Source organism: Yoonia sp. R2331 (assembly GCF_041103235.1).
Classification (GTDB): domain Bacteria; phylum Pseudomonadota; class Alphaproteobacteria; order Rhodobacterales; family Rhodobacteraceae; genus CANMYO01.
This window is the reverse complement of sequence record NZ_JBGCUN010000001.1, coordinates 2,385,013-2,407,154: the sequence shown is the minus strand read 5'-3', so window position 1 is coordinate 2,407,154 and position 22,142 is coordinate 2,385,013. Positions and strand designations below refer to the sequence as shown.

General features: G+C 62.1%; 21 protein-coding genes and 1 tRNA gene. 12 read left to right on the top strand and 10 right to left on the bottom strand.

The window, feature by feature from the left end; translation table 11 throughout:
- Window positions 1-39: 39 nt before the first annotated feature.
- A complete protein-coding gene (locus AB3Y40_RS12435) occupies window positions 40-828 on the top strand; it encodes an inositol monophosphatase family protein (RefSeq protein ID WP_369439106.1) in 789 nt (262 codons plus the stop codon).
- Here AB3Y40_RS12435 and AB3Y40_RS12430 read toward each other — a convergent pair.
- From AB3Y40_RS12430 to putA, 3 genes are all read right to left on the bottom strand, one after another.
- Complete coding sequence (locus tag AB3Y40_RS12430; protein WP_369439105.1) at window positions 825-1,187, bottom strand: GFA family protein; 363 nt, start codon at window positions 1,185-1,187, stop codon at window positions 825-827. The two genes, AB3Y40_RS12435 and AB3Y40_RS12430, sit on opposite strands and share 4 nt — an antisense overlap.
- A complete protein-coding gene (locus AB3Y40_RS12425) occupies window positions 1,184-1,927 on the bottom strand; it encodes a rhomboid family intramembrane serine protease (protein WP_369439104.1) in 744 nt (247 codons plus the stop codon). The genes AB3Y40_RS12430 and AB3Y40_RS12425 overlap by 4 nt, the downstream gene beginning before the upstream one ends.
- 81 nt (window positions 1,928-2,008) lie before the next feature.
- A complete protein-coding gene (gene putA, locus AB3Y40_RS12420) occupies window positions 2,009-5,464 on the bottom strand; it encodes a bifunctional proline dehydrogenase/L-glutamate gamma-semialdehyde dehydrogenase PutA (RefSeq protein WP_369439103.1) in 3,456 nt (1,151 codons plus the stop codon).
- Between the two features lie 106 nt (window positions 5,465-5,570).
- Here putA and AB3Y40_RS12415 point away from each other — a divergent pair, with 106 nt between their 5' ends.
- The 3 genes from AB3Y40_RS12415 (at window position 5,571) to AB3Y40_RS12405 (ending at window position 6,774) form a co-directional block, all read left to right on the top strand.
- On the top strand, window positions 5,571-6,062 hold the full coding sequence (locus AB3Y40_RS12415) for an Lrp/AsnC family transcriptional regulator (RefSeq protein ID WP_369439102.1): 492 nt from the start codon (window positions 5,571-5,573) through the stop codon (window positions 6,060-6,062).
- A 36-nt stretch (window positions 6,063-6,098) separates the two neighbouring features.
- The gene (locus AB3Y40_RS12410; protein WP_369439101.1) at window positions 6,099-6,638 is read left to right on the top strand and encodes a tetratricopeptide repeat protein; all 540 of its coding nucleotides are present in this window, start codon (window positions 6,099-6,101) and stop codon (window positions 6,636-6,638) included.
- 50 nt (window positions 6,639-6,688) lie between these two features.
- A tRNA-Leu gene (locus tag AB3Y40_RS12405) sits at window positions 6,689-6,774 on the top strand.
- A gap of 8 nt (window positions 6,775-6,782) precedes the next feature.
- Here the strand turns inward: AB3Y40_RS12405 and AB3Y40_RS12400 are convergent.
- The 5 genes from AB3Y40_RS12400 to metG all read right to left on the bottom strand — a co-directional run bounded on the left by AB3Y40_RS12400 (window position 6,783) and on the right by metG (window position 11,511).
- The gene (locus AB3Y40_RS12400; RefSeq protein ID WP_369439100.1) at window positions 6,783-7,379 is read right to left on the bottom strand and encodes a hypothetical protein; all 597 of its coding nucleotides are present in this window, start codon (window positions 7,377-7,379) and stop codon (window positions 6,783-6,785) included.
- A 116-nt stretch (window positions 7,380-7,495) separates the two neighbouring features.
- Window positions 7,496-8,242 (bottom strand): class I SAM-dependent methyltransferase, encoded by a 747-nt coding sequence (locus tag AB3Y40_RS12395; RefSeq protein WP_369439099.1) that lies wholly within the window; start codon window positions 8,240-8,242, stop codon window positions 7,496-7,498.
- 70 nt (window positions 8,243-8,312) lie between these two features.
- The gene (locus AB3Y40_RS12390; RefSeq protein ID WP_369439098.1) at window positions 8,313-9,131 is read right to left on the bottom strand and encodes a lytic murein transglycosylase; all 819 of its coding nucleotides are present in this window, start codon (window positions 9,129-9,131) and stop codon (window positions 8,313-8,315) included.
- Between the two features lie 129 nt (window positions 9,132-9,260).
- Window positions 9,261-9,812, bottom strand: coding sequence for a P-loop nucleotide/nucleoside kinase family protein (locus AB3Y40_RS12385; RefSeq protein ID WP_369439097.1), 552 nt, complete (start codon window positions 9,810-9,812; stop codon window positions 9,261-9,263).
- Window positions 9,805-11,511, bottom strand: a complete 1,707-nt coding sequence (gene metG, locus AB3Y40_RS12380; protein WP_369439096.1) for a methionine--tRNA ligase — start codon at window positions 11,509-11,511, stop codon at window positions 9,805-9,807. Before metG ends, AB3Y40_RS12385 begins: the two co-directional genes overlap by 8 nt.
- Before the next feature lie 169 nt (window positions 11,512-11,680).
- Here metG and AB3Y40_RS12375 point away from each other — a divergent pair, with 169 nt between their 5' ends.
- Entirely contained in the window at window positions 11,681-13,045 is a 1,365-nt protein-coding gene (locus AB3Y40_RS12375) for a calcium-binding protein (protein ID WP_369439095.1), read from the top strand.
- 12 nt (window positions 13,046-13,057) lie between these two features.
- On the top strand, window positions 13,058-14,437 hold the full coding sequence (locus AB3Y40_RS12370) for a M10 family metallopeptidase C-terminal domain-containing protein (protein ID WP_369439094.1): 1,380 nt from the start codon (window positions 13,058-13,060) through the stop codon (window positions 14,435-14,437).
- Here the strand turns inward: AB3Y40_RS12370 and AB3Y40_RS12365 are convergent.
- Window positions 14,434-15,660, bottom strand: a complete 1,227-nt coding sequence (locus tag AB3Y40_RS12365) for an MFS transporter (RefSeq protein ID WP_369439093.1) — start codon at window positions 15,658-15,660, stop codon at window positions 14,434-14,436. The genes AB3Y40_RS12370 and AB3Y40_RS12365 overlap by 4 nt on opposite strands.
- A gap of 135 nt (window positions 15,661-15,795) precedes the next feature.
- On the opposite strand from AB3Y40_RS12365, the gene AB3Y40_RS12360 reads away from it, so the two are divergent.
- Window positions 15,796-16,842 (top strand): aldo/keto reductase, encoded by a 1,047-nt coding sequence (locus AB3Y40_RS12360; RefSeq protein ID WP_369439092.1) that lies wholly within the window; start codon window positions 15,796-15,798, stop codon window positions 16,840-16,842.
- Here AB3Y40_RS12360 and AB3Y40_RS12355 read toward each other — a convergent pair.
- Window positions 16,839-17,318, bottom strand: coding sequence for a GNAT family N-acetyltransferase (locus AB3Y40_RS12355; protein WP_369439091.1), 480 nt, complete (start codon window positions 17,316-17,318; stop codon window positions 16,839-16,841). The two genes, AB3Y40_RS12360 and AB3Y40_RS12355, sit on opposite strands and share 4 nt — an antisense overlap.
- 237 nt (window positions 17,319-17,555) lie before the next feature.
- Between AB3Y40_RS12355 and AB3Y40_RS12350 the strand changes: the two genes are divergently transcribed.
- Genes AB3Y40_RS12350 through AB3Y40_RS12330 form a run of 5 tightly spaced genes read left to right on the top strand, consistent with a single transcriptional unit; the run spans window position 17,556 to window position 22,114 of the window.
- Complete coding sequence (locus tag AB3Y40_RS12350) at window positions 17,556-18,464, top strand: beta-keto acid cleavage family enzyme (RefSeq protein ID WP_369439090.1); 909 nt, start codon at window positions 17,556-17,558, stop codon at window positions 18,462-18,464.
- A complete protein-coding gene (locus AB3Y40_RS12345; protein ID WP_369439089.1) occupies window positions 18,461-19,003 on the top strand; it encodes a lipocalin family protein in 543 nt (180 codons plus the stop codon). The genes AB3Y40_RS12350 and AB3Y40_RS12345 overlap by 4 nt, the downstream gene beginning before the upstream one ends.
- Window positions 19,000-20,457 (top strand): carnitine 3-dehydrogenase, encoded by a 1,458-nt coding sequence (locus AB3Y40_RS12340; protein ID WP_369439088.1) that lies wholly within the window; start codon window positions 19,000-19,002, stop codon window positions 20,455-20,457. Before AB3Y40_RS12345 ends, AB3Y40_RS12340 begins: the two co-directional genes overlap by 4 nt.
- The gene (locus AB3Y40_RS12335; RefSeq protein ID WP_369439087.1) at window positions 20,454-21,212 is read left to right on the top strand and encodes an SDR family oxidoreductase; all 759 of its coding nucleotides are present in this window, start codon (window positions 20,454-20,456) and stop codon (window positions 21,210-21,212) included. The genes AB3Y40_RS12340 and AB3Y40_RS12335 overlap by 4 nt, the downstream gene beginning before the upstream one ends.
- The gene (locus AB3Y40_RS12330) at window positions 21,212-22,114 is read left to right on the top strand and encodes an EamA family transporter (RefSeq protein ID WP_369439086.1); all 903 of its coding nucleotides are present in this window, start codon (window positions 21,212-21,214) and stop codon (window positions 22,112-22,114) included. The genes AB3Y40_RS12335 and AB3Y40_RS12330 overlap by 1 nt, the downstream gene beginning before the upstream one ends.
- The last annotated feature ends 28 nt before the right edge of the window (window positions 22,115-22,142 follow it).

Here is a 22,142-nt window from a genome sequence, read left to right as displayed (position 1 = left end):
CCTATACGCCCGGCCTGACCCTTACCCCGGAGAGACCAGATGGCTGGCAGCGCAAACCTCAACGTCATGATGAAGACGGCCCGCAAGGCGGGGCGGCAGCTGGTCAAGGACTTTGGCGAGGTTGAACAATTGCAGGTCAGCCGCAAGGGGCCGGGCGACTTTGTCAGCCGTGCCGACAGACAGGCCGAAGAGACGATCCGCGAAGACCTGATGGCCGCGCGCCCGACCTATGGGTTTCTGGGCGAGGAAGGCACCGAGATCGAAGGCGAGGACCCGACGCGCCGCTGGATCGTCGACCCGCTGGATGGCACCACCAATTTCCTGCACGGGTTGGGCCATTGGGCGGTGTCCATCGCGCTGGAACATAAAGGCCAGATCGTTGCGGGCGTGATCTATGACCCAGTCAAGGACGAGATGTTTTATGCCGAAAAGGGCTTTGGCGCGTTTGTGAACGAGGCGCGGATCAGAGTCTCGGCCCGGCATCGCATGGCGGAGGCCCTTTTTGCGACCGGCCTGCCGTTTTCGGGCCGCGCGGACCTGCCCGAAACGCTGCAGGACCTTGCGCGCATCCTGCCTGCATGTTCGGGCGTGCGGCGCTTTGGGGCGGCGGCGCTGGATTTGGCCTATGTGGCCGCGGGCCGCTATGACGGGTTCTGGGAACGGCGTCTGCACGCATGGGACATCGCTGCAGGCATTGTGATCGCCAAGGAGGCGGGTGCCATTGTTGAGCCGCTGAACCCCGCGGGCGACATTTTGGCCGATGGCGAGATCATCGTGGCCAACAGTGACATCTTTGACGCCTTCGCCAAAGTGGTCCGCAACACCTAAGCGTCAGAGGGGTGGTTCACACCATCGTTCCAGCCGGGGCCCCGCAGTTCGTCGGGTGTGACGCCGTCAATCGCGCCAAGGTTCACGCCAAACTCGGACGTGTTGATACGCCGCCGGTGGTGGGTGTAGATGCCGCATGTCTTGCAAAAGTAGTGCTCGGCCGTGTTGGTGTTCCATTGGTAAAGCGTCAGGTTTTCCGCGCCTTTAGTGATGGTCAAATCGGCCTCTGGCACTGACACCGTGGCGGCAGCGCGGCGGCGGCAAAAGGAACAATCGCAGCGCGCGGCCTCTGACAGCGGCTCACTGGGGGTGAATGCCAGCACTACAGCGCCGCAGTGACAGGTCAGGGTGCGCGTCATCGGCGCGGGACCTTTGGGATGCGTGTGGTGCGGATTGGGTATTTTGCTTCGGGGTGGGGCGGGTGCCCTTCTGTGCGGTCCCAATACGTCATCGCCCCCAGTCGCAGCCACAACGGGATGGTCAGTACAAACCCGATAACGAACCCGCCCGCATGGGCCCAATAGGCCACGCCGCCACCTGATCCATCGTTGCCGATGCCGTTGAAAAGCTGCAGGGCGAACCAGACCGCCAGCATGACCCAGGCGGGGATTGGGATGATGCGGAAGATGATGACAAAGAAGATGAAGATATCAACCTTGGCCTTGGGGAAGAGCAGCAGATAGCCACCCATGACACCTGCGATTGCGCCTGATGCGCCCACGGTCGGCACCGGGCTGCCGGGGGCCACGGCCCATTGCGCCAGCGCCGCACCGGCACCGCAGGCCAGATAGAAGATCAGGAACGGGATATGGCCCATCTCATCTTCGAGGTTGTCACCGAAGATAAACAAAAACAGCATGTTACCGGCAAGATGCATAAAGCCTGCGTGCAGAAAGACCGAGGTGACGAGGGTGTGATAACCCTCTCCACCCGAAATGCGCAGGGGGATCATCGCGTAGTTGAAATAAAGCGCGTTGATCTGCGCGTTGGTGGTGATGAAGGCCAGCCCAAAGAGCCAGATGCCGATGTTGAGCGCCATCAATGTGTAGGTGACATAGGGCGTGCGGTTGGACGGGTTGTGGTCGCGGATCGGGAACATGGGGGGACGGTGCGGGATTGGCGCTGGCGCGTCAAGCAGGTGGCTGACGCGCCTGGTGCAAGGGCCGATCTGAAGCCCGGCCTACGCCATCGCCGCCAAAAGCTGCGCGTTGCCGCCGGCGGCTGTGGTGTCGATGCAGACGTGGCGTTCGTGCAGGACGTGGGCGGCATCGGGCTGGGCTGTGATCAGGGCGGTGATCGGGCCGGTGCGCTGCGTCAGGGCCTTGGCGTAGGCGCGCGCGGTATCGGCATCGCCCCACCAGAGGGCCGCCGCCAGCGGCAGGGTGGTCAGCGCGGATACGGGCAGATTGCCTTGGGCCATCACTGCTGTGCCGCCCAGGGCGGTCACGCTGTCGGCCTGCGCCTGCGCGGCCGCGGCACCGGGGCCGAGGCAGAGCACCGGGCCACGTGGCATCGCGTGCAGCCGGTTGGATTCGCCCGTAGGTCCGGGCAGATCGCGCACCGGCTGCGGCGCAGGTGGGGTGGCCGTGTTGAGTTGCTTGGTCAGGGCGGCGATGTCGGCATCTTGGTCGAATTGGCCCGCGGTGGCGGCAGTTGCAGGGGCGGTAAAGCGGGGCAGGTAGTGCGGGCCGCCCGCCTTGGGGCCGGTGCCGGAAAGGCCCTCTCCGCCAAAGGGTTGGCTGCCGACAATCGCGCCGATCTGGTCGCGGTTGACGTAGATGTTGCCTGCATTGATCCGCGTGGTCACGGTTTCCACCCGGTCGTCGATGCGGGTGTGCAGGCCAAAGGTCAGCCCGTAGCCGGTGGCGTTGATCGTGTCGATCACATGGTCAAGCGCGTGGGATTTGAAGGTCGCTACATGCAGTACGGGTCCAAAGATTTCGCGGGTCATCTGGGCGATGCTGTCCACCCGGATCACGGTGGGCGGCACAAAGTGGCCGGTGGCGGGGGCCGGGATTTGGTGCATGATCCGCCCCTCTGACCGGGCGGTCGCGATGTGATCCAGAATGATTTGGCGCGCGGCATCGTCGATCACCGGGCCGACATCGGTGGACAATGCCCAGGGGTCGCCCAGCGTCAGCGCATCCATCGCGCCATAGAGCATCTTGAGCAGGTTTTGGGCCACGTCCTCTTGCACGTAAAGGCAGCGCAGGGCTGAACACCGCTGACCGGCAGAGCGGAAAGAGGCCAGCAGGATGTCGCGCACGGCATGTTCGGGCAAGGCAGTGCTGTCGACGATCATGGCGTTGAGCCCGCCGGTTTCAGCGATCAGCGGTGTGCCGGGGGCACAATGAGTGGCCATGTTGGTCGCGATCTTTTGCGCCGTGGCGGTGGAGCCGGTGAAAGCCACACCATTGATCCGCGCGTCCCCAGTCAGGGCCGCGCCCACCGCGCCATCGCCGGGGAGCAGCTGCAGGCTGGCGGCTGGGATACCGGCCCGATGCAGCAGAGACACCGCGAAATGGGCGATGAGCGGGGTTTGCTCTGCCGGTTTGGCGAGCACCGCGTTGCCGGCGGCCAGCGCCGCCGCGATTTGGCCGGTGAAAATCGCAAGCGGGAAGTTCCACGGGCTGATGCAGGTCCAGATGCCGCGCGGGGCGGCCCCAGCGTCAATCTGGGCGGCGTAGTAGCGCAGGAAATCCACCGCCTCGCGCAGTTCGGCCACGGCATCGGGCATGGCTTTGCCCGCCTCGCGCGCCAGAATGGCGAAAATCTCGCCCGCGTTGGCTTCATAGGCGTCAGCGGCGGCGTTGAGGATGGCGGCACGGTCGGTGGCCGGCGCATCCCAGATCGCGGCGTGATCAAGTGCTTGGGCGATGTCGGTGGGGCTGCTGGGTATGACATGACCAACCGTGTCGCCCGGATGGGCGGGGTTCAGCACGGGCTGTTGGTGTGGGACGCTCCGCGGGGGATTATTTTGGCCAGAAGAAACGAGGGGTGCTGCTGCCCAGACCGTTGTGCGGAATTGCGCGCGAGTTTGTTCGATATTCGCAAGCGTCGGCGCATGGGTGAGGTCAAAGCCGATGGAATTCGGGCGCTCTGGTTGGAAAAGGTCAAGCGGTTGGGTGAGATTTGGCAGATCACCGGCGGCCTCAAAGGGGTCAGACGCGACCTCTGACGCGGGCACGTCTTCGTCGACGATCTGGTTGACGAAAGAAGAGTTGGCACCGTTTTCCAAAAGTCGCCGCACAAGGTAGGCGAGCAGGTCTTCATGCGCGCCAACGGGGGCATAGATGCGGCAGCGGGTGCCTTGCGCTTGCAGAACCTTGGTATGGAGCACCTCGCCCATGCCGTGCAGGCGCTGGAATTCGTAATCAGCGGCGTTGCGGCCCAAGGTGCGCGCCAGATCAAGCACGGCGGCCACAGTATGGGCGTTATGGGTGGCGAATTGCGGGTATATCCGGTCGGTCAGGCCCAGAAGTTTGCGGGCGTTGGCGATATAGCTGATGTCGGTGTGCGCCTTGGCGGTGAAGACGGGGAATCCGTCCAGCCCTTGCACCTGAGCGCGCTTGATCTCGGCGTCCCAATAGGCGCCCTTGACCAGCCGGACCATGATCTTGCGGTCCAGCCGTTCGGCCATGTCGTGCAGCGCGTCGATCACCAGCCCGCAACGTTTGCCATAGGCCTGCACCACGACACCAAACCCGTCCCACCCGGCAAGAGCGGGTTCGGAAAGTGCTGCCTCGATCACATCGAGCGACAGCGACAGGCGGTCGGCCTCTTCCGCGTCAATGTTGAACCCCATGCCCGCCGATTTCGCCAGCACCGCCAGCGACCGCAGGCGCGGCACCAGTTCGGTCATCACGCGGTCGGTCTGGGCGACCTCATAGCGGGGGTGCAGGGCCGATAGCTTGACCGAAATGCCGGGGTTTTCCGCGACAGAGCCGTGACGGCAGTGTTCGGCAATGGCGGTGATCGCGCGGGAATAGGCCAGATGGTATTGCTGCGCATCCGCGTCGGTGCGGGCCGCTTCGCCCAACATGTCATAGCTGTAGGTAAAGCCTTTGGCCTGCATCCCGTCGGCGCGTTTCATCGCACTTGTGATCGTCTCGCCCAGGACAAACTGGCGGCCCATCTCGCGCATGGCCCGCGCCACAGCGGTGCGGATCACGGGTTCGCCCAGCCGTTTGACGGCACCGCGCAACGCACCGGTCAGCCCCGGCTTTTCGTCATCCAGCACCCGGCCTGTGAGCATCAGCGCCCAGGTCGAGGCATTCACGAGACTGGAGGCGGAATGCCCCAGGTGTTTGCCCCAATCAGAGGGCGCGATCTTGTCCTCGATTAGCTCATCCATGGTGTCGGCGTCGGGAACACGCAACAGCGCCTCTGCCAGACACATCAGCGCGATGCCTTCGTCGGTCGAAAGGCCGTATTCGGCCAGAAACACCTCCATCAGGCCCGGATCAGAGGTCTCGCGGATCTGACGGACCAGATCCGTGGCGGCGGCGTGAATACGCGCGCGGTCGACGTCTGACAGGGCGGCTTGCGTCACAAGGTCTGTCACCACCGCGCTTTCGGCGGCATACATGGCCGCGTCGATCTGCTTGCGCAGGGTGGTTTGGGTGTCACGGGGCATGGCGAATCCTCTCACGATGGTGCCAAATCATACCCTATTGATCGAAGGCGATTTGATCTGTATTTAGTTCCTGAATAGTCAAATCTACTGATTTTTTGGAGAAATGATGGCCGAACGCACTGACGAATTGGATAATTTCGACCAAAAGATACTGGACGTTCTGGCCGTGGAAGGGCGGATCAGTGTAACAGCATTGGCCCACAGGATCGGCCTGTCGAAATCGCCCACGCAGGCGCGGCTGCGGCGACTGGAGGAAAGCGGTGTGATCCGGGGGTATCGGGCGCTGTTTGACGCGATCCGGCTGGGGCACGACTACGTCGCCTTTGTTGAGGTCAAGCTGAGTGATACGCGCGAGGCGGCGTTGGCGCAGTTCAATGCCGCGGTGATGCAGGTGGCCGAGATTGAACAATGCCATCTGATCGCGGGGTCGTTTGACTATCTGTTAAAGGTGCGCACAACCGGGATGACCGGCTATCGCGCTGTTTTAGCAGACAAATTATCGACGCTGCCGCATGTCTCCCACACCTCGACCTATATGGCGATGCAGGCCGTCAAGGAAGAGGGTCTCTCGCCACGGGCGCCATTGGCGGACAGCTGACTTGACGGCAATGCCGCGCGCGCCAGATCATGCGGCATGAAGTGGATCATCGTATTGTGTCTGACGGCCAGCACCGCAGCGGCAGAGGTCTGCCCGGATGCGCCCGATCATGATGCGGCGCTGGCGGGGATCATTGCGGATCTCAAAGTGTCACGCGGCACGGGCGAGGCGCGCCAGTTGAGCGATCAGCTGTGGGCGCTGTGGACGGATGCACCCGACGCGCGGGCGCAGCGGTTGCTGGACCTTGGGATGCAGCAGATGGCCGGTGGTTTGCTGGCAAGATCGCAAGAGACACTTGGGCAATTGGTCGACTATTGCCCCGACTATGCCGAAGGCTACAACCAGCGCGCCTTTGCCGCCTATCTGCAGCAGGATTTCGCGGCGGCGCTTGTAGATCTGGACCGGGCGCTTGCGATCACGCCGAACCACGTGGCGGCGATGGCCGGACGGGGGCTGACGCTGATGGGCTTGGGCCGCGCGGAAGAGGCGCAGGTGCAGCTGAAGGCGGCCGTGGCCTTGAACCCCTGGCTGAGTGAGCGGGCCCTGATCACCGACGATCCGGGCACCGATATCTGATCACATCTTGCGGTTGCCCATCGCGCGGGCGGCGCATAGGAATAGCGCGTGCCCCCGTGGTGGAATGGTAGACACTGGAGACTTAAAATCTCTTGGGCGTATGCCCGTGCCGGTTCGAGTCCGGCCGGGGGCACCACCGTTGACCTAGGTTGCTGTGCGGCTGTCCATGCGGCGGCGACGCAGGGTCGCGAGGCCGAAGAGGCCGCCCAGCAGCAGCGCGCCGCCCGCAGGGGCGGGGACGGCCAATGGCGGGGCGGTGTTGTAGCTGAGTGTGGCGGTCAGGTTGTCCGAGGGCGCGCCAAGGACGGTGACGCCAAAGCTCATCTCGGCGAGGATATTAACCGTGCCATCCAGCAGAAATCCGTCAAGCTGAGCGGCAGAGATGCCGATGTTGAGCGTGAATGCGCAGCGCGAGCCGTTGCCTGATCCGCTGTCGGTCCAACCGGGGATCGAGGTGGAGCCGATGCCGTTGCCGCCACAAGACCAGCGGCCAAAGCCCGTGCCTTCGATTGAGACGTCCATGAATTCGAAGATCGAAGAGCCAAGATCAAGCGTATTGCCCACCAGTGTCAGCGTGCCACCCGTGCCGTCAGAGGCATCTAGGCCCGCGAAGGAGAACGCCAGGTCCTGACCGTTGCTGGTCATGCTTTGGGTCTGGCTAAAGCTGACCGGCGCTGCGGCGGCGGGCATGGCAAGCGCCAGCGTTGTCGCGGCCAGTGCCAGGGCAGATTTGAATGACATCGTGCGAATCCTCGTAAAACTTGACGTATTTCGCGTTTGTCATATCGGTCGATTGGGGCAGAGCTGCGACGGGAATGCGGCGGAATTGGCCCAAATCGGTACCGTTTTCCCGCAGTCTAGCGTGGGGTTGCACAGACCATGCGCTGATCGGCCTGATGGCCCCAGTCGCCGATATAGTTCAGCGTCCAGCCATCGCCTGCCATCTCTTTCATGGCGTCAAAGCTGTATTCCCACCGTAGGTTTGCGTGGCTTTCGGCGTGGGCGTTCTGGGCCTCGTCACCTTCGAAGAAGGTGAAATAGAACCGGCTGTCGGGCTGCGCGATCGGGCGCAGGTTGGCAAAGCAAAGTGCGATGTCAGCGCGGGTCAGATGGGTAAAGAGCGACTGCGCGATGGCGTAGTCAAAGCCCTCGACAAAACCGAAATCAAAGCCGTAGCCATAACCGAAGCGGGGTGCTTTGAGGGTTGCGAGGTCAAACAAGAGTTCGTTCTTCAGGCCTGCCGCAACCAAAGGTTCGGAGCCTTCCACGCCGTGGTAGTGGCCGGTGTCCAGATACGGGATCAGGTATTGCCCCAGCCGGAGGCTGCCACAGGCGATATCAAGGAAACGGTGATTGGGGCGCAGGCCCCGCGACACCAGATAGTGAAATTGGCGCTTGCCGATGCCGTACCACTTTTCGGGCGTGTGCCCGCCGACATAGACCCGGTGGCCCCGGATCGCGACGATATCATCGGGTGGCAGGTGCAGGTCGCCCTGCCGCAAGGCCCTGATTTCGGCACCGATGGCGCGCTTGCGCGTGCGCAAAGCTTCGAGTTGCGCGTCGATGTCGTCTTTTTCGATGCCGAGGTCTTGCAGGCGGGTCATAGCGTCGAGGCCTTTGAGGAGGGACGGATGCCCCAACCTCTAGTCCTTTCCCCCCGCGCTGCCAAGCAGATCAGCCGTCAATCTGCTGGGCAGAATAGGCGATGGCGCGCTGGTAGTTGCCGCTGTCGTTCCAGGCCGACAGGACGCCGAAATTCCGCGTGCCCTGACCAAAGGGCTGACCGGCCTGCCAGCCGTTTGCGCGCAGCATGTTGGCGGCAGAGGCAAGTGCATCAACCGGGTTGTAGGGATCCGCACGGCCATCTCCGGTGGCATCCACGCCAAAGCGTGCCCAATTGCCTGCCAGAAACTGCATATGGCCCAATTCGCCCGAGGGGCCGCCGCGTGTATTTGCAGTAATCACACCACGATCCACCAGTTGCATCGCGGCAATGGCATGGGGTTCAAACCGGGGATGACGGCGGCAATAAGAGGCCAGCGTCACAGCGGAACCAACCACCGGGGAATTGCCCAGATAGCCGCCCCACGACGTCTCGAGCCCCCAGATCGTTACAAGGATCGAGCCGGGCACACCGTATTGCCGTTCAAGTGCGTCAAAGACGTTCTGATTCTGGGTCATCTTGCGTTTGGCGGCGCTGACAAAGGCACCGGCGGTAGATTGGGTACGCTTTGCAAGGAACTCTGCTGGGTCACCGTAGCTGACACCGGTCTGGGACGAGGGCCGTGATTCGAACCGCCACGTGATATCCGAAAGTCCTGCCGATGACAGCGCCTGCATTCCTGCGCCGCCAACGCCCGCATTCGCGGCGTCCTGTGCTAGCGCGTTTTTGTAGGCACCAAAGCTGGCCTTGTCGGTGATGCAGCCTGCGGCATGGGCGGCGGGTGCTGCAAAGGCGGTAAGTACGGCGAGGAGGGGAAGGGTGCGGAACATCTGGAACTCTTCTTTGAATAATGTTTCCGGGACATTAACACGGAACGGCTGCTATCCAATATCAGTTGAACGTGGAGCGCGGAATGGTGCCGGAAGTGGTATCGCAGGTCCGGTCTTGATAATGACCGGTTAAGGCAAAAGGCCCGCGCGCCCGATCAGGTCTAGTGCCGCATCCTTGGGCGAAAGGTCGGTGACGTCAAGGTGGATCGCGGTGGGGTCATCATGCCCCAGAAGGACATGGTTGGCGCGGTGATCCCGCAGGATGTCGGGGTCGGTCAGTTTGCGCGCCTCGACCCGGCCGGGGCCGGTCAGGCGGCGCAGGTTTTCACCTTCAGTAATGTCGAGAATGACGCGGATCAGGCGCGCGCCCCGGGTCTTGGCGAGGGCCAGCACATCGGCAAAAAGCTGTTCCTCGTAGGGGTCATCGGAAAAGGCGTCGGTCAGCACAAGCGCGGTTGTCGCAGGTAGGTCGCTGGCGGCAGCAAATGCGGTGTCGCGCAGGTCCTGACGCAGCGCCCGATATTCTGGTGTGCCCCGGTCAAAAAGTGCCAGGGCCGCATTCATCAGGGTATGATTGTCCAGAAGGCGCGCGCCGATCATCTGCGCCAATTCACGCGCGATGGTCAGCTTGCCGGTCCCGGACCAGCCGTTGATGTGGATAATTGGGGCCGTGTCAGGCACGGGTGCCTGCAAAGCGCGAGGCCCATTCGGTACGCTGATCGTCGGTGATCTTGGTGAACAAGTTGTCAGGCACGGTAAACGCATGGCCCGGTTTAAGTACGTCCAAGGCCGTCGCCACATCCGTGGGCCAGCTGTCGTCGGTGTTCATTGCGTCCAGCATCGTGCGAGACATCGTGGGGATGAAGGGGGCCGAGAGGATGCCGTAGAGGCGGATCAGGTTCAGGCCCAGACGGACCTGACCGGCGGCTTTTGCCTCATCTTCCTTGATGGTGGACCACGGTGCCTCTGCCTGCAGGTATTCGTTGCCTGCCACCCAAATGGCGCGCAGGGCGGCGGCGGCTTTGCGCACTTCGATTGCGTCCATATGCGCCTGATATTGCGCGACTTTCTCGGACAGGTCCGCGATCAGCGCATGTTCGGCGGGGCCGTAAGCACCGTCTGGCACGGCCTCGGAAAATTTAGAGCGGCAGAACTTGGTGATGCGGCTGACAAAGTTGCCCAGCACGTCAGCGAGGTCTTTGTTCACATCCGTCTGGAACGCCTCCCAGGTGAATTCAGCGTCAGAGCTTTCGGGCGCATGGGATAGCAGCCACCAGCGCCAGACATCAGCGGGCAGGATGTCCAGCGCCTGATCCATGAAGACACCGCGCCCGCGCGAGGTGCTGAACTGGCCGCCGTCGTAGTTGAGGTAGTTGAACGATTTGATGTAATCGACCAGCTTCCACGGTTCCTGACTGCCCAGAATGGTCGCCGGGAACGACAGGGTGTGGAACGGCACGTTGTCCTTGCCCATGAACTGGGTGTAGGTCACGTCATCCGCGCCCTTGTCGGTGCGCCACCAGCGTTCCCAGTCGGCGCCTTTGCCCGCGTCCTGCCATTCCTGCGCACAGGCGATGTATTCAATCGGCGCGTCAAACCAGACGTAAAAGACTTTGCCTTCCATGCCGGGCCAGTCCTGATCGCCCTGTTTGACAGGAATGCCCCAGTCAAGGTCACGGGTGATGCCGCGATCTTGCAAGCCGTCGCCATCGTTCAGCCATTTCTTGGCAATCGAAGTGGTCAGCACGGGCCAGTCGGTTTTGCTGTCGATCCATTTCTGCAGGTCGTCACGCATGGTGGATTGGCGCAGGTACAGATGCTTGGTCTCGCGCACTTCCAGATCGGTGGCGCCCGAGATGGTCGAATGAGGTTCGATCAGGTCAGTGGGGTCCAACTGCTTGGTGCAATTGTCACATTGGTCGCCGCGCGCGCTTTCAAATCCGCAGTTGGGGCAGGTGCCCTCGATATAGCGGTCGGGGAGGAAGCGCCCATCGGTGTGGGAATAAACCTGTTCCTCGGTCACTTCGCGGATCAGGCCGACGTCGTGCAGGCGCCCGGCAAAGGCCTGCGTCAGTGCATGGTTCTGCGGGCTGGAAGACCGGCCAAAGTGGTCGAAGGACAGACCAAAATCATCAGCGATTTGGGCCTGAACGCTGTGCATTTCTGCGCAGTAATCGGCGACTGGCTTGCCCGCTTTGGCGGCGGCCAGCTCTGCCGGGGTGCCGTGTTCATCTGTGGCGCACAAAAACAGCACCTCATGCCCGCGCATCCGCAGATAGCGCGCATAAAGGTCAGCAGGTAGTTGGCTGCCCACAAGGTTTCCAAGGTGCTTGATCCCGTTAATATAGGGTATCGCCGATGTGATGAGGTGCCGGGCCATGTCGTGTCCTTTAAACTTGGCGCTAGATACCCCCGCAATCCGGTCTTTGCCAGTGTTGCCTTTGCGCGCGCGAAACACTCTGTTTCCGCCTTGTGGATTGCAACCTGAAGCTGTCCCGCGTTAGCCATGCCACTGGGGGCGCAATGATTTGCGCAAAGGTTTGATTTACATGGCAGTTATTGTCCCCACCTCCGGCACAGAGACCATCACCCATGCGGCGGGCGATACTGTTGTGATCAAGGACGGAGTGTCCATCACCACCGATCTGGCCGTGGGTATCGGAAGCTTTGCTGCCGATCTGACACTGCGCCATCGCGGGACGATTGCGGCCACGGACGCTGAAGGTCTCTATCTGGGGGCGACAGGCTTTGACGCCTGGATCAATACCACAGGATCGGTCAGCGGGTTTCATGGCGTCACGATCCGGGGCGGGCAGGGCCGGTTTATCAATGATGGCGATATCTATGGCGAGAACGTTGGTGCCTATCTGCATGGCGCGACGGATGTCGACTTTGTCAACCGCGGTGAGATTCGCGGCGTCTCATCGGCGATGGCTGTCTGGCAAGGCGCAAGCGATAGCGTGATACGTAATTTTGGCCTGATTGAGGGCACAGAGACCTTTAGCGCCGGGGTCAGTTTTGATTCCACGGTTTCCAATGTCCAACTTATCAATGCCGGGACAATCCGGGGTGAAGGGTTTGGCGTTTCATTTCAGGGCGATGGTGCCAGCCTGTCCAATACCGGGCTGATCGAGGGGGCTGTCGTGATGGGCGGGCATTTCGGTCTGACGATCACAAACCGGGGTGACATCCTGACCGCAGGCAGTGGAACGGCGGTGATCTATACGTTTTCAGATACCCAAGACGACACGATCAAGAATTTCGGCACGCTGGGCGGCGACATCAGCCTGCTTGGCGGGGACGACTATCTGTTCAACGCCGGGGGTGCGGTGATCACCGGTGAGGTTGATATGGGCGCGGGCGATGACATCGTGTTCCAGCGCGGCGGCGCTGCTGACACGGTCTTTCTGGGCGCGGGGCGCGACGTCTATAACGGGGCGCTGGGCGGACGCGCCTTGGTGGCAGGCGAGAGTGGAGATGATCGGATCATCGGCGGTGCGGGGGACGACGGATTGGACGGCGGCGACGGTGCGGATGCGATCAAAGGCAATGCGGGTGCCGATAACATCGCAGGCCGCGAAGGCCGGGACGTGATGTGGGGCGGGGCGGATGCTGACCAGTTCTTTTACTACGACGTCACCGACAGCCTGATGGGCCGCGACCCGGATGTGATCCGCGATTTTGAGACAGGGGTGGATCAGATCAACCTGCAGTTCCTGCCAGTTGGACCACTTGCGTTCAACGGCACCGGGGCCTTCACCGGCGGCGGGCAGGGGTCGATCCGCTATATTGAGCGCGGCGCGGGTGGGGTCGATCTGCGCATTGATGCGGACGGGAATGGGACGGCGGACATGCGCATCCTGATCCTGGGCAGTGACAGCCTGACGGTCGATGATTTTGTGCTGTCACTCTGAAGGAACACGGATATGACAATCTATATTGTTGAGGGGGTCACGCCTGCGCTGACAGCGGGGTCTGGCGATTACCTCAAGATCCTTGAGACCGCGCTCATCATCAACGTGAACGGCGACGATCCGGTCACGCTGCGTGATGGGGGTGCGGTTTTACACAACTATTGTTTCCTGGGTACGGGCGCGAATGGGGCTGTCATTGCGCAGGGTGATGGGCACCGCATCATCAACTTTGACACAGGGCGGTTGTTCGCGCTGATCGGGATTGATTATCGCGGTGCGGATGGTCAGATCGTCAACTTGGGTTTCATCAGGGGGGACCACATTGCGGGGGTCGCCTTGCGCGACGCGACAGATAGCGTGTTCGACAATCGCGACTGGGTTGAGGGTGGAAACTTTGGAGTATTCGTGGGCGATGACAGCCACAACGTGTTGGTCCGCAACAGCGGCGAGATTTCCAGCGCGTCCAACATCGGTGTGGGCTTCGGCGCGCAGGTCAGCGACGTGCGGCTTGAAAACAGCGGAACGATCACGGGTGACTTTGCGGGCGTGCAAGTGGCAGCGGGGGCTGGAGACGTCGAGATCAAGAATTTCGGCACGATTTCGGGCACCTATGGGGTCGTCCATGAGGGCGGCGGGCGCGTTCTGAACTTTGGCACGATTGAATCGGTGGATCTGCGTCCGGCGATCCTGATGGTTGGCACGGATCAGCCCGCGGCTGTGATCAATCAGGGCACGATCCTTGGGGATGTGCTGATCAATGGCGAAGGGGGTGTCTTTCGCAATGGCGGTGACGTCAGCGGCAGTTTTGGCAGTTTGTCCACATCTGACACCCGGCAGACCGTTTTCAACGATGGCATCATTCAGGGTGAGGTTTTCCTGTTCGGCGGCAATGACCGCTATATCGCAACCGGGGCCGGCACAGTCGCGGCGGTCTACGGCGGCGCAGGCAACGACATTCTGAAAAGCGCAGATGCCGCAACCTATATGGATGGCGGTGCGGGGCGTGACAAAATCACGACAGGCGCGGGCGGTGGCACGCTGAACGGTGGGGCCGGGCGCGACTTGTTGTTTGGCGGCGATGGCGCGGATGTGTTCCTGTTTGACGACGTGGCTGACAGTGCTGCGGCACAGCCTGACGTCATCATCGGGTTTGAACGCGGTGTTGATGTCATCAACCTTGCTGGCGTCGCGGCGATGCCGCTGGCGTTTGATGGTACGGATGCGTTGCGCGGGGGCGGGCAAGCGTCAGTCAACTATGTCCAGCGCGCGGATGGGCATCTGAACGTCTGGGTCGACGTGGATGGTGATGGCAGCCGCGACATGCGGATTGTGGTCAAGGACACGGACGCGCTGGATTGGGACGACTTTGGGTTGGATCCGCTGATCGTCTAGTCCTTCGTCCGACTTTTCCCCAAGAGCCGACCAATGCCAAAAGATGTGCGCGGCGCATAGACATAGCGGGTGCGGTCCGAAGGGGCGGCGCGGACGCGCATCCGCAGCAGGCTCCATGCGACCAGCATCAGGTGTGAGACAGCCAGCAGTACAAACAGCGACGCTGGCCCAAAGGCCGCGATCAGCACCGATGCGCCGTAGGGGGCCGCAATCGCACCCACGGCGTAAAAGAACATCAGCGCGGCGGAAAGTTCGACCCGCTGATCGTCAGTGGCGTGGTCGTGGGCATGGGCCGCACTGACCGAATAGATCGGGAAGGACGTCAGCCCAAAGACCGCCGCTGACAGCATCACACCTGCCGTCCCGGTTGCGGCCAACGCGATTGTCATGACGCTCGACAGGGCAGAGGCGACGGACAGGGCAATCAGCACATAGCGCCGGTCATACCGGTCCGCCAACCAGCCGGCGGGCCATTGCGCAAGCGCGCCCCCTGCCACAAAAGCGGCAAGGAAATAGCCGATCTGGCTGGCGGCCAATCCGACCTCTTGCCCATAAATCGGCCCAACCATGCGAAAGGATGCGCTGGACAGGGCTGCCACCAGAACGCCACCCACCGCAAGCGGCGAGATTGACCACCCCAAACCGGGCCGCAGGCGTGTCGCATCTGGCGTGGCGGGCTGTGCTGCGCGGGTCAACGCCAGTGGCAAAAGCGAGGCGCAGCAGATCACGGTCAGCAGGTTATAGGCGACTGGGGTGTCCAAAACGGCCAGTACACCGATCATGAACTGCGCGATCAGGCTGGCGGTGATGTCAACCACGCGGTAGCTGCCCATGGCGCGGCCCCGCGTTTCATTGGTGACCTTGGCCTGCAACCATGCCTCAATCACGGTGTAACAGCCCGCGATGCAGATGCCGGAAAACACCCGGAAGAGCGCCCACCAATAGGGGCCTGCCACCACCACATGGGCGGCCAGCCCGATCGCCCCCATTGCGGTACAGATCGCATAGGCGCGGCTGTGGCCCACAGTGCCCATCAGGCGCGGCACCCACCAGCAGCCGATAAAGAACCCAAAGAAATGTGCAGAGCCCAGAAAGCCAACCTGTGCTGTGGAAAAACCAAGCGCCAGCCCGGTCAGCGCATCCAGCGGGCCAACCCCGCCGGATGAAAACTGCAACAACCCGGCAGAGAGGAACAGGGCGGCGAATGAGATGAGCATGCGCATAAGTGCTTGATGCGCCTCTGCGGTGGGGGATGCTAGGCCTTATTCGACGTCTGTGCGTCGGTTTTGACCCCTCGACCCTTGTCACCACCTCGCGGGGCATTAGGGTTCGCCCGACGCAGGAAAGGACCCCGCCCGATGAAAATGATCCCCCTTGGCCGCACAGACATTCAGGTCTCTGACTGGTGCCTTGGCACGATGACCTTTGGCAATCAGACCAGCCAGGATGATGCGCACAGCCAGATCGACATGGCGCTGGAGGCTGGGATCAATTTTCTGGACACCGCAGAGATGTATCCCGTGAACCCGGTCAGCGCCGAGACGGCAGGTAATTCCGAGCGGGTGATTGGCGAATGGCTGGCCAAGACCGGCCGCCGGGATGAGGTGGTGATTGCCACCAAGGTCAGCGGCGACAACCCCGGCTGGGTGCGTGACGGCAAAGGATATGACAGCAAGGTCATCCCTGAAGCGATTGATTTTTCGCTCAAAAAGCTGAAAACCGATTATATCGACCTTTACCAGATGCACTGGCCGATGCGTGGGTCTTATATGTTCCGCCAGAACTGGACCTATGACCCCAGCGGCCAGAACCGGCAGCAAACGATGGACCACATGGCCGATGTGTTGGGCGCGCTGGACGATGCCGTGAAGGCTGGCAAGATCCGAGCCATTGGCATGTCAAACGAAAGCGCCTGGGGCATGACGCAGTGGTGCCGGATTGCTGAGGAAATGGGCCTGCCGCGGATGGTGAGCGTGCAAAACGAATATTCGCTGCTGTGCCGTCTGTACGATACCGACATGGCGGAAATGGCCGTGAACGAAGATATCACGCTGTTGTCCTTTTCGCCGCTGGCCGCCGGTATCCTGACGGGCAAGTATCAGGGCAATGTGACCCCGCCTGCCAGCCGCCGCGATGTCGGCGACGGGCGCTTGGGCGGGAGGATGACGCCGCGCACACTGCCCACCACGCAGGTCTATCTGGATGTGGCGGCCAAGCATGGGCTGGACCCGGTGCATATGGCGATGGCTTGGCAGCGGACGCGGCCCTTTCCGATCTCTGCGATCTTCGGGGCCACGACAACCGCGCAGCTTCAGCATCTGCTGGCGGGCGACGCGGTGGCGCTGTCGGACGACGTGCTGGCCGAAATTGATCTGGCCCATCGCGCAAGCCCGATGCCCTATTAGGGCGGTGGTGCCGCAACGGGTTCGGCCTCTGACAACAGCCATTTGAACCTTGGGTGGTACTGGGTAATCTCTTCCCAGCCCATCGCGCGATAGGCCGCCTGCGCGGCGGCATTGTCGGGGTCGGTCCCGATGGTCATGCGAAAGCACCCCTGCCGGGCCGCTACAGCGCGCGCGCCGTCGATCAGCGCGCGGCCCACACCGCGGTTGCGGTGGGTTTCCACCACGTAGAGGTGCTGGATATCCAGCGTGCGTTCCGCTGAATGCAACCGGATATGCGGCAAAAGGCCCGCGTATCCGACAACCTGATGTCCGTCATGGGCCAGAAGCGCCGTGGCAGGCGCGCCGGGGTCAAAGAAGAAGCTTTGCAGCTCTTCCAGTGTGACGGTCGCGGTGTCGCCATGAAATGCTGACAGTGCGCGCACAAGGCGCAAGATCTCCGGCAGATCAGCCGGTCGGGCAGGGGTAATGTTGGTCATCTCTTGGTCCTTGTATCGGGTCACAGGACCGCCCAACAAAAAGCCGCCCTGCGGCGGCTTGGGTCAATCACATATCAAAGCAAACCCGCCGCCTAATGTGGCGCGGTAAAATAAGGGGCTGCGATGCGGATGCGATCTGTCATGGCGACCTTGTGACCGATTGGGTGGCGCTGTGTCAACATGGCTTGTCAGATGGGCGGGAATCGCGGACGGTCGCCTAAACAGGGGAGGGTCCAGATGCCACTCAACATGAACAGAGAGGTCTTTGTGACCTGTGCGGTGACCGGGTCAGGCAGCACGCAAGACCGCAGCCCGCATGTGCCGCGCAGCCCGCAACAGATTGCCGAAAGTGCGATTGATGCCGCCAAGGCTGGTGCGGCGGTGGTGCATTGCCACGTACGGGACCCCGAGAGCGGTGCGCCATCGCGTCGGTTAGAGCTTTACCGTGAAGTCACCGACCGCATTCGCGCCGCCGAAGTGGATGTGGTGCTGAACCTCACCGCGGGCATGGGCGGCGATATCGTGTTTGGTGGCACCGAAGCGCCGCTGCCCACGGTTGCAGGCACCGATATGGTGGGGGCCACCGAACGGGTGGCCCATGTGGCCGAATGCCGGCCAGAGATTTGCACGCTAGATTGCGGCACCATGAACTTTGCCGAAGCTGATTATGTGATGACCAACACGCCCGGCATGTTGACCGCGATGGGGCGAATGATGACCGAACTGGGCGTGAAGCCCGAGATCGAGGCGTTTGACACCGGGCATCTGTGGTATGCCAAGCAATTGGTGGCGGATGGTGTGCTGGAGCCGAACGCGCTGGTGCAACTGTGCATGGGGGTGCCGTGGGGCGCGCCGGATGATCTGAACACGTTTATGGCGATGGTCAATAATGTGCCCGACGACTGGACGTTCAGCGCCTTTGGGCTGGGTCGCAGCCAGATGCCCTATGTCGCGGCAAGCGTCTTGGCAGGGGGCAATGTGCGCGTGGGGCTAGAGGATAACCTGATGCTGGATCGCGGCGTGATGGCCACGAATGCGCAACTGGTCGAACGCGCGGTGGGGATCATTGAAAACCTTGGTGCGCGGGTCATCGGCCCCCAAGAGGTGCGCGAAAAGCTGGGTCTGACCAAGCAGGCCCCGGTGTGAAGCGGCTTTTTGCGCTGATGTTGCTGGCCGCTTGCGGGGCCGCGCCCGGTGAAGACGTGGGCGGATTGTTCGAGGTATATCGCGACACTGATGTGCCGATTGCCAGCAAGGCGCTGTTTGAGCCCGCAAAATACCTTGGTACCTGGTACGAGGTCGCGCGCTATCCGGTGCCGTTCGAGGCGGGGTGCCGTGGCGTGACCGCGGAATATGGCGCCTTGCCGGATGGGCGGATTTCGGTGCGCAACACCTGTCGCGGCGCGGATGGCGCGGTGCGGTCGGTCATCGAAGGCACGGCGACCATTGTCGGGCCAGGGCGGTTAAAGGTGTCGTTCCCCTCTGTCCCGTTTGGTGCTGCGGATTACTGGGTGCTGTGGACGGATGAAACCTATCGCACCGCCGTTGTGGGCGCGCCCAACGGGCGGTCTGGCTGGATCCTGAACCGCGATCCGGTGATCCCTGCGGACAGGTTGAAGGCCGCCCGCGAAGTACTTGATTTCAATGGCTATGATCTGTCGCGACTGATGGAGGTGCAGGGATGATTGCAGCAATCATTGGCGGTGGCGTGATTGGCGGCGGCTGGGCCGCGCGGTTCCTGTTGATGGGGTGGGATGTACGGGTCTTTGACCCCGACCCAGAAGCGCAGCGCAAGATCGGCGAAGTGCTGGACAATGCGCGCCGGTCGCTGCCGGGCCTGTCGGATGTGGACCTGCCTGCCGAAGGGCGGCTTACGTTTCATGACACGATGTCGGATGCGGTTGCAGGCGCTGCGTGGATACAGGAAAGCGTTCCAGAACGGATCGAGCTGAAACGCAAGGTGTATCAGGCCCTTCAGACCGCGTGTGATCCGGGTGCTGTGATCGGGTCGTCAACCTCTGGCTTTAAACCCAACGAGCTGCAGGACTGCGCCACGCGGCCCGAACAGATCGTCGTGACCCATCCGTTTAACCCCGTCTATCTGTTGCCGTTGGTGGAACTCGTGGCGACGGATCGCAATTCGCCCGCCCTCGTGGACAAGGCCGCCGAAATCCTGACCGGGATCGGGATGCATCCGCTGCGGGTGCGCAAGGAGATTGACGCCCATATCGCGGACAGGTTCCTGGAGGCCGTCTGGCGCGAGGCGCTGTGGCTGATCAAGGATGGCATCGCTACCACCGAAGAGATCGACGATGCGATCCGCTATGGCTTTGGCCTGCGCTGGGCGCAGATGGGCCTGTTCGAGACCTACCGCGTGGCGGGGGGCGAAGCGGGGATGCGGCATTTCATGGCGCAGTTTGGCCCGGCGCTGCAGTGGCCCTGGACCAAGCTGATGGATGTGCCAGAGCTGACCGATGACCTGATCGACACCATTGCAGATCAGTCGGATGCGCAATCGGGGACGCATTCGATCCGCGAACTTGAACGGGTGCGCGACAACAATCTGGTGACCATTCTGCGCGGGCTGAAAGCGCAGGACTGGGGGGCGGGCAAGTTGCTGAATGCGCAGGATGCGCGGGTGAGTAACTTGCCAGAAGTGCTTGATGATATTGCAGATTTAAGCGTCCCGGTTGTGACGGTGGCGCGTGCCGTTCCGCTTGATTGGACAGATTACAACGGGCATATGAACGAGGCGCGGTATTTGCAGGCCTTTGGCGATGCCACCGATAAGCTGATGGCGTTGGTGGGGTGTGATGCGGATTATATCGCCAGCGGTGGCAGCTATTTCACCGCCGAGACACATATCCGCCATCTGGACGAGGTGCATGCCGGTACGCGGATCAGGATTGAAACGCAGGTGATTGCCGGTGCGGGCAAAAAGCTGCACCTGTTTCACACCATGTATGATAGCGCGCGGTTGCTGGCGACAGGTGAGCACATGCTGATCCATGTGAGCCTTGAGACGCGGCGCGCCAGCGAGCCTGATGCGCGTGTGGCAGTGCCATTGGCGCGGCTTGCGGCGGCACATGGTGATTTGCCGCTGCCGGATGGGGCGGGTGCGGCGATTGGCACACGATGAGCCGGGTGCTGATCACTGCCGGGGCTGCGGGCATCGGATTTGCCATGGCCGAGGGGTTTGCCGCCGCAGGGCATGACGTCTGGGTGACGGATGTTGATCTGGGGGCGCTGGATACCTGCCCCGGTGCCTGGAACCGGACCCATGCGGATGCGTCCGATGAAGGCAAGATGCGGGATTTATTCCGCCAAATCAAAACGCAATGGGGTGGCCTTGATGTGCTCTGCGCTAATGCGGGCATCGCGGGGCCGACAGCGGCGATTGAGGATGTGGCCCTGTCGGATTGGCAGCGCTGCGTGTCGGTGAACCTGGAAGGCGCGTTTCTGGCGACGAAGCACGCAGCCCCGGTGATGAAGGCACATGGCGCGGGCGCGATCATCTATACCGCGTCGACCGCAGGCATCTATGGCTACCCCAACCGCGCACCCTATGCGGCGGCAAAGTGGGGGATCATCGGGCTGATGAAAACCGCAGCGATGGAACTGGGCCCGCATGGGATCCGCGCCAATGCGATCTGCCCCGGTGCCGTGGAAGGGCCACGGATGGAAGGTGTGCTAACGCGCGAGGCGGAAGCCAAGGGCATGACTCGTGATCAGGTCTATGAAGGTTATGCAGCGGGCACCTCGATGCGGACATTTGTCAGTGCTGCAGATATCGCGGATATGGCGGTCTTTTTGGCCTCTGACGCGGCGCGACGGGTCAGCGGGCAGGTGATTGCGGTTGACGGCAACACGGAAAACCCTGATCCCAAGCCCTGATGGAACCCTGGATATTTGTCACGCTTGGCGCGGCCACGGCACAGATGCTGCGGTTTATGCTGCAAAAGATGCTCCGCACGGCAACGCTGTCGACGGCGGGGTCGACGTTTGCGCGGTTCATCTATTCCTCACCCCTGGTGCTGGTGATTGCGGTGACCTATGCGCAGATGACCGGGCAGGCCCGCCCCAGCTTTGACGCCGGGTTCTGGGCCTTTGCAATTGTGGGCGGCATCAGCCAGATCGTGGCGACCATGTGTGTGGTGGCAATTTTCACGCAACGCAATTTTGCAGTGGGCATCACGTTCAAAAAGACCGAAGTGCTGTTGGCCGCAGCTATGGGGCTGATCGTGTTGGGTGAAGGTGTCACGATGTGGGCGCTGGTGGCGATCCTGATTGGGCTGGGGGGTGTCCTGCTGCTGAGCGATCCGCCCGATGCAACAGGCGCATGGCACACACGTATTTTCAACAAGGCGGCAGGGCTGGGGCTTTTGTCTGGTGCGCTTTTTGCGGTTTCGGGCGTGGCCTATCGCGGTGCATCAACGGGGTTAGAGACGGGCGATACGTTTTTGCGCGCGATTGTGACGTTGGCCTGCGTCACCGCATTTCAGACCGCGATCATGGCGGTCTGGCTGGTCTGGCGCGAAAAGGGCGAGATTGGGCGCGTGCTGGCCGCATGGCGGGTCGCCGGATTTGTGGGGATCACGTCGATGCTGGGGTCAATTGGCTGGTTCGTGGCCTTCACGATGCAGACCGTGGCATTGGTCAAGGCGGTTGGACAGGCGGAATTGTTGTTGTCCCTGCTGGCGGGGTGGCTGGTGTTCGGCGAGGTGATCAGCCGCCGGGAATGGCAGGGGTTGGCGCTGATCTTGTGTTCGATCCTGCTGTTGGTGCTGGTCGTCTGAGGTTTCAACAAAAGGAGCGGCTGCGCCG

Coding starts and splice junctions, on each gene's coding strand:
- AB3Y40_RS12370 (WP_369439094.1), top strand. CDS start 13,058: ATGACAATCTATATTGTTGAGGGGGTCACGCCTGCGCTGACAGCGGGG.
- AB3Y40_RS12335 (WP_369439087.1), top strand. CDS start 20,454: ATGAGCCGGGTGCTGATCACTGCCGGGGCTGCGGGCATCGGATTTGCC.
- AB3Y40_RS12415 (WP_369439102.1), top strand. CDS start 5,571: ATGGCCGAACGCACTGACGAATTGGATAATTTCGACCAAAAGATACTG.
- AB3Y40_RS12365 (WP_369439093.1), bottom strand. CDS start 15,660: ATGCGCATGCTCATCTCATTCGCCGCCCTGTTCCTCTCTGCCGGGTTG.
- AB3Y40_RS12395 (WP_369439099.1), bottom strand. CDS start 8,242: ATGACCCGCCTGCAAGACCTCGGCATCGAAAAAGACGACATCGACGCG.
- AB3Y40_RS12430 (WP_369439105.1), bottom strand. CDS start 1,187: ATGACGCGCACCCTGACCTGTCACTGCGGCGCTGTAGTGCTGGCATTC.
- AB3Y40_RS12350 (WP_369439090.1), top strand. CDS start 17,556: ATGCCACTCAACATGAACAGAGAGGTCTTTGTGACCTGTGCGGTGACC.
- metG (WP_369439096.1), bottom strand. CDS start 11,511: ATGGCCCGGCACCTCATCACATCGGCGATACCCTATATTAACGGGATC.
- AB3Y40_RS12375 (WP_369439095.1), top strand. CDS start 11,681: ATGGCAGTTATTGTCCCCACCTCCGGCACAGAGACCATCACCCATGCG.
- AB3Y40_RS12355 (WP_369439091.1), bottom strand. CDS start 17,318: ATGACCAACATTACCCCTGCCCGACCGGCTGATCTGCCGGAGATCTTG.
- AB3Y40_RS12360 (WP_369439092.1), top strand. CDS start 15,796: ATGAAAATGATCCCCCTTGGCCGCACAGACATTCAGGTCTCTGACTGG.
- AB3Y40_RS12340 (WP_369439088.1), top strand. CDS start 19,000: ATGATTGCAGCAATCATTGGCGGTGGCGTGATTGGCGGCGGCTGGGCC.
- putA (WP_369439103.1), bottom strand. CDS start 5,464: ATGCCCCGTGACACCCAAACCACCCTGCGCAAGCAGATCGACGCGGCC.
- AB3Y40_RS12330 (WP_369439086.1), top strand. CDS start 21,212: ATGGAACCCTGGATATTTGTCACGCTTGGCGCGGCCACGGCACAGATG.
- AB3Y40_RS12390 (WP_369439098.1), bottom strand. CDS start 9,131: ATGTTCCGCACCCTTCCCCTCCTCGCCGTACTTACCGCCTTTGCAGCA.
- AB3Y40_RS12425 (WP_369439104.1), bottom strand. CDS start 1,927: ATGTTCCCGATCCGCGACCACAACCCGTCCAACCGCACGCCCTATGTC.
- AB3Y40_RS12435 (WP_369439106.1), top strand. CDS start 40: ATGGCTGGCAGCGCAAACCTCAACGTCATGATGAAGACGGCCCGCAAG.
- AB3Y40_RS12400 (WP_369439100.1), bottom strand. CDS start 7,379: ATGTCATTCAAATCTGCCCTGGCACTGGCCGCGACAACGCTGGCGCTT.
- AB3Y40_RS12410 (WP_369439101.1), top strand. CDS start 6,099: ATGAAGTGGATCATCGTATTGTGTCTGACGGCCAGCACCGCAGCGGCA.